The sequence below is a fragment of the Clostridium sp. AM58-1XD genome (genome assembly GCF_003464085.1).
Classification (GTDB): domain Bacteria; phylum Bacillota; class Clostridia; order Lachnospirales; family Lachnospiraceae; genus Lachnoclostridium_A.
The window spans coordinates 38470-48872 of the sequence record NZ_QSDR01000030.1; the positions used below are offsets into that span (position 1 = coordinate 38470).

The window sequence follows — 10403 nt, forward strand, 5'->3', positions numbered from 1 at the left end:
TCAATAAAACGTATTATGTCTGCTGGTACTGTGAACGTTCTATGGACGGACATTCATAAATTTTATATTGGAAGGGAAAATTCTTCTTATGAACATACAGAGAAACAGGAAAAACAAAAACTTTATAATAAAATATGGAAAGACGGCTCTTCTGATCCTGTGGATGGCCGTTATTTTCATGTTTTCCCATGCTCCGGCGGACGATTCGACAGAAGTCAGCCGCAGGGCCGGACGGATCATCGGCAGCATTACGGTAAAGGATTTTGAAGAATGGAGCGATAAGAAGCAGGAGGTATTTTTAGAGCGAATTGACCATACGGTCAGAAAAAGTGCACATTTTACAGAGTACATGATTCTTGGAATTTTATGCTTAGCTGTATTAGGAAGTCAAAAGAGAGGAAAAAGTTGGCTGCTAGGGACGTGTTATGCCATTACGGATGAGATTCACCAGTATTTTATTCCGGGAAGAAGTTGTCAGATCAGCGATATGGTATTGGACAGCTTTGGCGTTGCCGCAGGAGTGATTCTGGCAGCTGCAGCAGTTAAGATGTTCTATGTCTGTAGAGAAAAGAAGGAGAAAAACCAGTAAAAAAGCTAGGGCATATGCAGATATTAAGTGTTTTAATCGATCGTCAAAATTAAGAAGAATCCATGATAAAACTAAAAAAGCCGTTGTTGCTGGTACTGGAAATTTATGGACTTTGTTTCATTTTCCGATGGATTGAATATTTCATTATTAGGACGGACAAGACCTCTTGGGGAGAAGCAATTCTACATAAAATTGCTGGAATTGCGGCTTTATGCATTGCGGTAAAATTGCTTTCTTCCAGTTTGGAATATCTGGGTTTTACAAGAAAAGGAGCTTTAAAGCGGCTGTTTTCAGGATTATTGTTTGGAATTAGTGTATTTACAATCGCATATGGCGTAGAGATTCTGCTTGCCGTCTCACAGGGCCGCTTTTTGTCATTGCGGCTATATGTTAGCAGTTACGCAGTCGATGGAAGAAGGGATGTTCTGAGGACTGTATCAAAAAATCCTGCAGCAGCATTATTCCTTTACCGCAGCAGTGGTCATAGCATCTACACTCTTTGGAGTATGGCATGTGATAGGCCCCGTTCGGAATTATGTTGACGGGATCAGCAGCATGGGAGAAACGGCAGCAAACATTCTGATGCTTATAAGCACAAGCGCGCTTGTGGGTTTTGAGTTCGCAATGCTGACAAAATTGACAGGATCTCTTTCTATGGCTATGGGTGATCACTTTGTTAATAACACGATTGTAAATATTTTGCATGTTGTGTCCCTGTCAGGTGCGGACGAATTGATGGTTGTGAGGATAACGATCGCGCAGGCGGTATCGTTTTTTGCAGTTTTCTTTTTTTACATTCAGAACAAAAGAAAGCTCGATTGCGACGGCAGACATTTTGTATAGGAGAAAGCACATTATAAATTGCTCATTTTCTTACCATGAAGTATAATAAATTTACAGCTTTTTCAGACGCAGGATCCGGAACTCTTGTCAGTATCGGGGCCGGACGGCGAAGGAACAGCTGAACAATCATATACAAAGATAAAAACACAACGTACAGGCGAATGAAAGAGCCTGGACAGATCCGGCTGGTAGTCCGGACGTGCATAGGGCAGAGCAGCACTTTCAGAGCATGCATGATCAGCCCATGCATAAGTAACCCTCCTCCTTGGTCGTCCCTTCTTTGTTCATTACACTTTGCAGTAAATGCAAGGTCTTTAAGGAGGAATTGTCATGGACAGAGCATCGGGAACGCTGAAGGTATTTTTTGAAGAACCATTCTGGATCGGAGTGTTTGAAGCAGTATCAGACGGAAAAATGTCGGTATGCAAGGTGACATTCGGGCCGGAACCGAAAGATTATGAGGTGAATGAGTTCATTTTAAGAAATTACTATCAGCTGAGATTCAGTCCGGCTGTGGCAGCTGATGTAAAAGAGGGGCCTAAAAATCCGAAAAAAATCCAGCAGGAAATCCGCAGATCAATGAAGGACGATACGATGGGAACAAAGTCCCAGCAGGCTCTGAAATTACAGCAGGAGCAGTTAAAAACAGAACGAAAGCAGATCAGTAAAGAGCAAAAGGAAGCTGAAAAGCAGAGAATGTTTGAACTGAAACAGCAGAAGAAAAAAGAGAAGCACAGAGGCAGGTAAAATGTCCCTGTAAAAACTCTGTAAGACAAATGAAGCTTTGCAAGCTTAGCAGAAAAAGTTCACGGCGGATGCCTGGACTTTTTTTGCTTTTAAAGAAATGCCTCTTTGGCGATTGTATCCCCTGTTATAGGAGGCAGCGGTTCCATGTGGAGGAATTCTGGTCCTATAAACTCTCAAGAAATGTGCAAAATCACCAATAGAAACAGAAAATGGATAGATTTATTGGTGAAAAAGTGGTAAAATATGGTTAGGGATTTTTGTGATAGATATAGTAAAGTTTTAAAATTTAAGCAATTATATCAGATGGGGGAATATACATATGTATTTCGCGCATATCAGCGACGACGGAGGCCGGGAGCAGACGATTGAGGAACATCTGACCGGTACGGCAGTGCTTGCCGGCCAATTCGCAGGAACATTTTCATGCAGTGGATGGGGATACGGCTGTGGAATGCTTCATGATATAGGAAAATATTCGGATAAATTTCAGAAACGTCTATATGGAGGGGCGGTGACAGATCATGCCACGGCAGGAGCCAGGGAACTGTATCATAGGAAAAATATCATCGGCGCTTACTGTATATCCGGCCATCATTCCGGCCTTCTGGACGGCGGAAGCGCGGCGGATGCCGCAGGTGAGGCGACGCTGAGAGGCAGGATGGAGAAGCCTCTTGAAAATTATCATGCCTTTCAAAGCGAAATTACAATCCCTGATTTTCCACCGATTCCTTTAAAACAACTTGGAAAGGGCGGATTCAGCCTGTCCTTTTTTATCCGTATGCTGTTTTCCTGTCTGGTGGACGCGGATTATCTGGATACGGAAAAATTTATGACCGATGACACGGTCCCTCGGGGGGATTTTGATTCGATCGAAGTCCTATATGACCGCTTATACCGCCATGTGAAACCATGGCTGGACAATCGCGATCTCACTACGGTAAACGGAAGGAGAACTGCGATACTGAGGGCCTCCTATGAAGCCGGAAAAAAGGAACAGGGACTCTACCAGCTCACCGTGCCTACGGGCGGAGGAAAGACATTGTCTTCGTTGGCGTTTGCCCTTCAGCATGCAAAAGAACACCATTTGAGGAGAATTATTTATGTGATCCCTTATACTTCGATTATCGAACAGAACGCCCAGGTGTTTAAAGATATTTTAGGAGCAGAAAATGTTTTGGAAGACCACTGTAATGTCGTTTATGAGGATTCCGAGGAACTGAAAAAGGTTCAATTGGCTTCGGAAAATTGGGAATGCCCGGTGATCGTAACTACAAACGTTCAGTTTTTTGAGTCCATGTTCGCCAATAAGACTTCGAAATGCAGAAAGCTGCATAATGCGGCAAACAGCCTGATTATATTCGATGAAGCGCAGATGCTTCCTGTTCCTTATTTAAAACCATGCATCCAGGTGATCAGCGAATTAGTTTATAATTACAGGAGCACCGCCGTCCTCTGTACAGCCACTCAGCCTGCTTTAAGGCAGTTTTTCCCAGAACATATGAAAATTACAGAAATATGTCCGGATGTAAAAGGACAGTATGAATTTTTCAGGCGGACCAGCCTGGTACAGTCAGGAACGTTATCGGAAGATGAGCTGGTGAACCGGTTGAAACATGAAAATCAGGTTCTGTGTATTCTAAACAGCAGAAAACGGGTGCAGCGGGTATACGAGGCATTGCAGCAGGAAATGGGGACATTTCATTTGTCTACTTTTATGTATCCAAAACACAGGAAAAAGCTCCTTCAATTGATCAGGGAACGGTTGAAAACGGGAAAGCCGTGCAGGCTGATCGCAACCAGCCTTGTGGAAGCAGGAGTGGATTTCGATTTTCAGACGGTCTATCGGGAACTGGCCGGCATTGATTCTGTCATTCAGGCGGCAGGCCGGTGTAACCGGGAAGGGAAAAAGTGCAGGGACGATTGTAAGACTTATGTTTTCAAATTAGAACAGTCGGAAGACATTCACCTGCCCAATGCGTTAAAACTTCCTATGGAAGTGGCAGGCCAGGTAGGGGAAGAATACGAGGATATTGCTTCTCTGGAAGCGATTGAAGCATATTTTAGGCGCCTTTTTTATTTCAGAGGAAACGGACTCGATATAAAGGAAATTGTTAGGCAGATGGAGGATGGTAGAAGAAACCTCCTATTCCCATTTACGACGGTTGCAAAACAGTTTAAGCTGATTGAAAATGATACGAAAACCATCTTAATCGACTGGGAAGAGGAAGCAAAAAATATTGTATGCAGAATAAAAGCAGGAGATACATCAAGGCGGCTCATAAGAGAAGCGGGACAGTACTGCGTGAATATATATGAGAACGATTTTGAAAAATTAAACGGAGCAGGAATGCTTGAGCTCATAGACAATGACATGGAATATTACATCTTGCGGAACCGGGGCCAGTATACGGAGGAAAAAGGACTTGAGATTCTGGCGGAAAGAGGGGCGGCGGTTATCTTTTGAGTTGGGAGACATTTGAAAGTGATGAGGTTTGAAAGTGAACTGGAGAGGAGGAATGCAAGGCTATGGGACATGGAGTAAAGGTACGGGTGTGGGGGGATTTAGCGCTCTTTTCACGTCCGGAAATGAAAGTAGAGCGCTGTACCTACGATATGATGACGCCGTCTGCGGCCAGAGGGATTCTGGAAGCGATCTACTGGCATCCGGGGATGCGATGGGTTATTGATCGGATTTATGTCAGAAATCCGATTCAATTCACAAGCGTGCGGAGAAATGAAGTGAAAAGCAAGGTTCTGGCAGGTAATGTCCTCACTGTTATGAATGGAGGGAGTAAATCTTTATATATCCGCAGCAAGGAAGATATTGTCCAGCGGGCGGCGATTCTGCTGCGGGAGGTGGACTATGTCATAGAAGCTCATTTTGTGATGACAGAAAAGGCTAATTCCAGCGATAATCCGGGGAAATTCAAGGATATCATCATGCGCCGGTTAAGGAAGGGTGAATGTTATCACATGCCTTATTTCGGCTGTAGGGAATTCCCGGCTAATTTTGAACTGTTTGAGGACGATGTGATTGAAACAGCGTATGCAGGACAAACGAAAGATTTAGGATACATGCTGTATGATTTTGAATACTCTGACCCGGAAGACATCCAGCCTCTTTTTTTCAGGGCAGTACTGACGGATGGAGTACTGGATGTCAGAGATTGTGAGGTGGTGCGATGATACTGCAGTCACTTGTGCAATACTATGAAGCTTTGGCGCAAAGGGGAGAAATTACAAGGCCGGGATGGTGCAATGCAAAGGTATCATTTGCCCTGGATCTGTCTGCTGATGGAGAACTGAAACGCATGATCCTCTGAAACAGGAAACGGAAAGGGGAAAGAAAGTTGTCCTCGAGCCGCAGTTGATTCAGGTTCCCCAGATGGTGACAAGGTCTTCTGGAACAGCCGCTAACTTTTTGTGCGACAATTCCAGCTATTTCCTGGGCATCGATAATAAAGGAAAGCCGGAACGGTCGAAGGAATGTTTTCAGTGTGCAAAAGAAAAACATATCAAAGTGCTAGAATCGCTGGAGTCTCCGGCTGCTAAGGCTGTCATCCGGTATTTTGAAAAATGGAATCCGGATATGGCCGTGGATCATCCTGCCTTAGCCGAAATCATGGATGAGATAGCCGCAGGGGCCAATCTGGTCTTTTGGACAGGGAATGACTACGCCCATAAAGATGAGCAGATTATTTCAGCGTGGCAGACATATTTCCAGGAGACGTCAGAAGGGTTGGAGGGCATCTGCCTTGTGACAGGAAAACGGACTGCAATTTCCAGAATACATGGAACAATCAAAGGAGTTCAGGGTGCCCAGTCCAGTGGCGCGGCGCTTGTCTCCTTTAATGCGCCTTCATTCGAATCCTATGGAAAGGAACAGAGCTTCAATGCTCCTGTTGGAAATTATGCCGTCTATGCCTATACGACGGCTCTGAATCATCTGCTGGCCGACAGAAAGCACGCTACAACGATCGGCGATACGGCGGTCGTCTACTGGTCGGAGGATGGAGATGAGGTTTTTCAGGATGTTTTTCAAAATATTTCGAATCCAACGGCAGATAATTTCGAAATCGTGGACGGGGTGTTTAAAAATCTTGAGGCGGGTAAAGCAATCAATATCGCCGGGATAGAAAAGCAGATTTCGCCGGATCAGCGTTTTTACATACTGGGTCTTGCTCCCAATGCGGCAAGGCTGGCGGTCCGGTTCTTCTATCAGGACAGCTTTGGCAATATCCTGAAGCACATAAAGGAACATTATGACAGGATGGAAATTGTAGCGCCTGCGAAAGATACGGTCAAATATATGGGAATCTGGCGTATGCTGATGGAGACTGTAAATAAAAAGTCGAAGGATAAAAAGCCTGTGTCCAACATGGCGGGAGCCGTTTTCCGGTCGATTATCTCAGGAGATCGTTATCCTTATTCCTTGTATCAGGCAGTTTTGGGCAGGATACGGGCGGAACAGGACGACAGCGACAGCGGCATTTACAAAATTACAAGGGGAAGAGCGGCAATTATTAAAGCTTTCCTTTTAAGAAACGGAACCTTTAACAAGGAGGAAATTACCATGGCCCTTAATGAAAACAGTAAAAATATGCCATATGTGTTAGGACGGGAATTTGCAGTGCTGGAAGCCATTCAGCAGGACGCGAATCCTGGAATTAACGCTACGATCAAAGACAGGTATTTTAATGCAGCCTGTGCGACGCCTGCTTCCATCTTTCCCATTTTATTTAAGTTAAAAAACAGTCATATCAGAAAGATGAATAATAAGGGAACTGAAGTTTATTATGAAAAATTATTAGGAGAACTTCAGGATAAGGTATTTACATCAGACGATGGAGGCGGCGCTTATCCAAAACGGCTGTCTCTGGAAGAACAGGGAATGTTTATTCTGGGATACTATCATCAGACTCAGAAAAGATATGAAAAGAAGACGAGGGAGGAAGAGTAGTATGGGTGAGGTTATTAAAAACAGGTATGAATTCGTCGTATTATTTGATGTGGAAAATGGAAATCCCAACGGCGATCCAGATGCGGGGAATCTGCCGAGAATTGATCCGGAGAGCGGGTATGGAATCGTTACCGATGTTTGTCTGAAACGGAAAATTCGTAATTATGTGGAAACAGTAAAAGAGGATGCAGCCGGATATAAAATATATATTAAAGAAGACGTGCCGCTCAACAGGAGCGACAATACGGCGTATGAGTATTTACGCACCAATGAAAAGGAAATTAAAGAATTAAAGAAAAAAGATCCGGAAATAGACAAAAAAATCAGAGACTTTATGTGTGGAAATTTCTTTGATATCCGACCTCGGTGCAGTCATGACTACTTTTGTAAAGGCAGCATTAAACTGTGGACAGGTAAGGGGACCGGTGCAGCTTGGATTTGCCAGAAGCATCGATCCGATCGTAAGCCAAGAGGTAACGATTACCCGCGTAGCGATTACAACGGAGAAGGACGCCGAAAATAAGAGTACGGAGATGGGCAGAAAAAATATCGTTCCATATGCGCTTTATCGTGTAGAAGGATATATTTCTGCAAATTTAGCCAGAAAGGTAACTGGTTTTTCCGAAGACGATCTTTCTCTTTTGTGGGAGGCGATTATAAATATGTTTGAAATCGATCATTCGGCAGCCAGAGGAAAAATGGCGGTCAGAGAACTGATCGTTTTTAAGCACAGCAAAGAGCTGGGAGACTGTCCGGCATATAAGCTGTTCGATGCAGTAGAAGTGAAAAAATGTGAGGATGTCGTATATCCGAGGCAGTACAAAGACTACACAGTCACGGTTCACGAAGATCAGATACCGGATACCGTGGAGGTGTCCAGAAAAATATGATGGAATATGGGGAAGATGACTATTTAATGCTTTCAGGTATCCAGCATTTTGCATTTTGCAGGCGTCAGTGGGCGTTAATTCACATTGAACAGCAATGGGCGGAGAATGAACGGACGATAGCAGGGGAACTGCTTCATAAAAATGCCCATGATCCATATTTTAACCAGAAAAGAAGCGACGTCATTATAAGCAGAGGAATGCCTGTGTTTTCAAGAAAGATGGGGATCAGCGGGGAATGCGATATTGTGGAATTCAGAAAAGCGGACGATGGCATTTCCCTATATGGTCACAGGGGACTTTATGAAATTTATCCGATTGAATACAAAAAGGGAAAGCCGAAGGATACGGAAATTGACGTTCTGCAGTTGACGGCTCAGGCGATGTGCCTGGAAGAAATGCTTACGGCAAAAATCGATGAAGGCGCTATTTTCTATGGCGAAATAAAACGGAGGGACAGTATTACATTTACGGACGAACTCCGTTCCAGAGTAAAGGGATATTTCGAGGAAATGCATCAGCTGTATGACAGGCGTTATACACCTAGAGTGAAATGGTCAAAGGGCTGCAACGCGTGTTCCCTCAAGGATGTATGTATGCCGAAGCTGGGAAAGGTTTCTTCTGTCAGGGAGTATATCCAAAAGGCTGTAGAGGAGGACTGTCTATGAAGAAATTGCTGAATACCCTGTATGTGACATCGGAAAACAGTTATCTTTCCCTCGATGGAGAAAATGTTGTAATTATCGATCAGGAAAAAGAGGCAGGACGGATACCGCTGCACAATCTGGAAGCAATTGTGTCTTTCGGATACAGAGGCGCCAGCCCGGCGCTTATGGGCGGCTGCGCCGCCCGGAATATTTCTCTGTGTTTTATGACGCCTTATGGGAAATTTCTGGCCCGGGTGACCGGTAGCGTAAAGGGAAATGTAGTTTTGCGAAAGCGACAATATGAGGTTTCCAACGATGGGGCAGCGGCCCTTGGCATAGCCAGAAACTGCATCTTGGGAAAGATTTATAACTCCCGGTGGATATTGGAGCGGGCGACCAGGGATCACAGCCTGCAGGTAGATGTGGATCAATTAAAAAGGGCCTCCGGATTTTTACAGAATTCTCTGGGAGATATAGAAAAATGTAACGATATAGCGCAGCTCAGAGGATATGAAGGGGAAGCCGCAAGTGTCTATTTCGGCGAATTGAATCAGCTGATTCTCCAGCAAAAGAAGGACTTTACATTTTCCGGCAGAAACAAGAGGCCGCCACTGGATAACGTAAACGCACTATTGTCTTTTGTCTACACATTACTGACGGGAATGGTTGCGTCTGCGTTGGAAACAGTCGGCCTGGACCCGTATGTGGGATTCATGCATACCGACAGGCCGGGAAGAGTCTCCCTTGCCTTGGATTTGATGGAAGAACTGCGGCCAGTTCTGGCAGATCGGTTTGTTATCACATTAATTAATAAGAAAATGGTTACCGGAAAGGATTTTACCAAAAAAGAAGACGGCGCAGTTCTTATGAGCGATAAAGCCAGGAGAGGTCTTCTGGTAGAATGGCAGAATAAGAAGCAGGAAGTCATTACTCACCCGTATTTGGGAGAAAAGGTAGAATGGGGAATGATACCATTTGTTCAGTCTATGCTGCTGGCCCGGTATTTGAGGGGGGATCTGGATGAGTATCCGCCGTTTCTTTGGAAGTAGGAGTAAGTAGTGAAAGAAAGTAGGAGGATTTCATGCTGGTGCTGATTACTTATGATGTAAATACGGAGACATCCGCCGGTAAAACTAGACTGAGAAAGGTTGCGAAGCAATGCGTAAACTACGGAACCAGAGTACAGAATTCTGTGTTTGAGTGTGTGCTTGATCCTGGACAGTGTCTGATGTTAAAATCTATATTAACGGATATCATTGATGAAAGTGTGGACAGCCTTAGATTTTATTATTTAGGAAACCAGAAGAAGGCCAGGGTCGAGCAAGTCGGAGTGAGCAAGGGAATACATGTCGAGCAGCCATTGATTTTTTAGTGCGAATGGCAAGTGAACATGAAATCCCCGGGAGATTCGCACCAAAAAAATTGCTGTAATTAGAAATGAAAGGATATGGGTAACGAAAAGAGGAGATCGAAAAAGTTTAGAAATTATTAAATATTGATAGATTTTTGATAAAAGATATAAGGTTTTTTGTCTAAAATTGCTGTCACCACCTGCGAAGGTGGTGTGGATTGAAATCTGCTCTGTACGGATGATCCAATCTTGGATGATAAATGTCACCACCTGCGAAGGTGGTGTGGATTGAAATCGATGTGTTAGGGATTAGTGATGTTGACGGTGAAGTCACACCTGCGAAGGTGGTGTGGACACCTGCGAAGGTGGTGTGGATTGA

Annotated in this window: 11 protein-coding genes and 1 pseudogene; all 12 read left to right on the forward strand. The window is 44.3% G+C overall.

Features of this window, described 5'->3' with window-relative positions; genetic code table 11:
* The first annotated feature begins 88 nt into the window (after positions 1–88).
* The 12 genes and pseudogenes from DXA13_RS16500 to cas2 all read left to right on the forward strand — a co-directional run bounded on the left by DXA13_RS16500 (position 89) and on the right by cas2 (position 10045).
* On the forward strand, positions 89–589 hold the full coding sequence (locus DXA13_RS16500) for a VanZ family protein (RefSeq protein ID WP_118246100.1): 501 nt from the start codon (positions 89–91) through the stop codon (positions 587–589).
* Positions 590–651: 62 nt separating this feature from the next.
* The gene (locus tag DXA13_RS22050; RefSeq protein WP_243009196.1) at positions 652–1131 is read left to right on the forward strand and encodes a hypothetical protein; all 480 of its coding nucleotides are present in this window, start codon (positions 652–654) and stop codon (positions 1129–1131) included.
* Positions 1067–1432 carry a CPBP family glutamic-type intramembrane protease gene (locus tag DXA13_RS22055; protein ID WP_243009194.1) on the forward strand — a complete coding sequence of 122 codons (366 nt, stop codon included), beginning with the start codon at positions 1067–1069 and terminating at the stop codon, positions 1430–1432. Before DXA13_RS22050 ends, DXA13_RS22055 begins: the two co-directional genes overlap by 65 nt.
* 330 nt (positions 1433–1762) lie before the next feature.
* Positions 1763–2179 (forward strand): YjdF family protein, encoded by a 417-nt coding sequence (locus DXA13_RS16515; RefSeq protein ID WP_118246104.1) that lies wholly within the window; start codon positions 1763–1765, stop codon positions 2177–2179.
* Positions 2180–2498: 319 nt separating this feature from the next.
* The gene (gene cas3, locus DXA13_RS16520) at positions 2499–4643 is read left to right on the forward strand and encodes a CRISPR-associated helicase Cas3' (protein WP_118246106.1); all 2145 of its coding nucleotides are present in this window, start codon (positions 2499–2501) and stop codon (positions 4641–4643) included.
* Positions 4644–4705: 62 nt separating this feature from the next.
* Complete coding sequence (cas5c, locus tag DXA13_RS16525) at positions 4706–5365, forward strand: type I-C CRISPR-associated protein Cas5c (protein WP_118246108.1); 660 nt, start codon at positions 4706–4708, stop codon at positions 5363–5365.
* Positions 5362–5502: a type I-C CRISPR-associated protein Cas8c/Csd1 gene (locus DXA13_RS23265; RefSeq protein ID WP_347559898.1), complete on the forward strand. Its 141-nt coding sequence runs from the start codon at positions 5362–5364 to the stop codon at positions 5500–5502. The genes cas5c and DXA13_RS23265 overlap by 4 nt, the downstream gene beginning before the upstream one ends.
* 62 nt (positions 5503–5564) lie before the next feature.
* The gene (gene cas8c / locus DXA13_RS16530) at positions 5565–7139 is read left to right on the forward strand and encodes a type I-C CRISPR-associated protein Cas8c/Csd1 (RefSeq protein WP_347559899.1); all 1575 of its coding nucleotides are present in this window, start codon (positions 5565–5567) and stop codon (positions 7137–7139) included.
* A gap of 1 nt (position 7140) precedes the next feature.
* A pseudogene (cas7c, locus tag DXA13_RS16535) lies at positions 7141–8029 on the forward strand (type I-C CRISPR-associated protein Cas7/Csd2).
* Positions 8029–8694, forward strand: coding sequence for a CRISPR-associated protein Cas4 (gene cas4 / locus DXA13_RS16540; RefSeq protein WP_118246118.1), 666 nt, complete (start codon positions 8029–8031; stop codon positions 8692–8694). Before cas7c ends, cas4 begins: the two are co-directional and overlap by 1 nt.
* Positions 8691–9722 (forward strand): type I-C CRISPR-associated endonuclease Cas1c, encoded by a 1032-nt coding sequence (cas1c, locus tag DXA13_RS16545; protein WP_118246110.1) that lies wholly within the window; start codon positions 8691–8693, stop codon positions 9720–9722. The genes cas4 and cas1c overlap by 4 nt, the downstream gene beginning before the upstream one ends.
* Before the next feature lie 32 nt (positions 9723–9754).
* Positions 9755–10045 (forward strand): CRISPR-associated endonuclease Cas2, encoded by a 291-nt coding sequence (gene cas2 / locus DXA13_RS16550; protein WP_118246112.1) that lies wholly within the window; start codon positions 9755–9757, stop codon positions 10043–10045.
* The last annotated feature ends 358 nt before the right edge of the window (positions 10046–10403 follow it).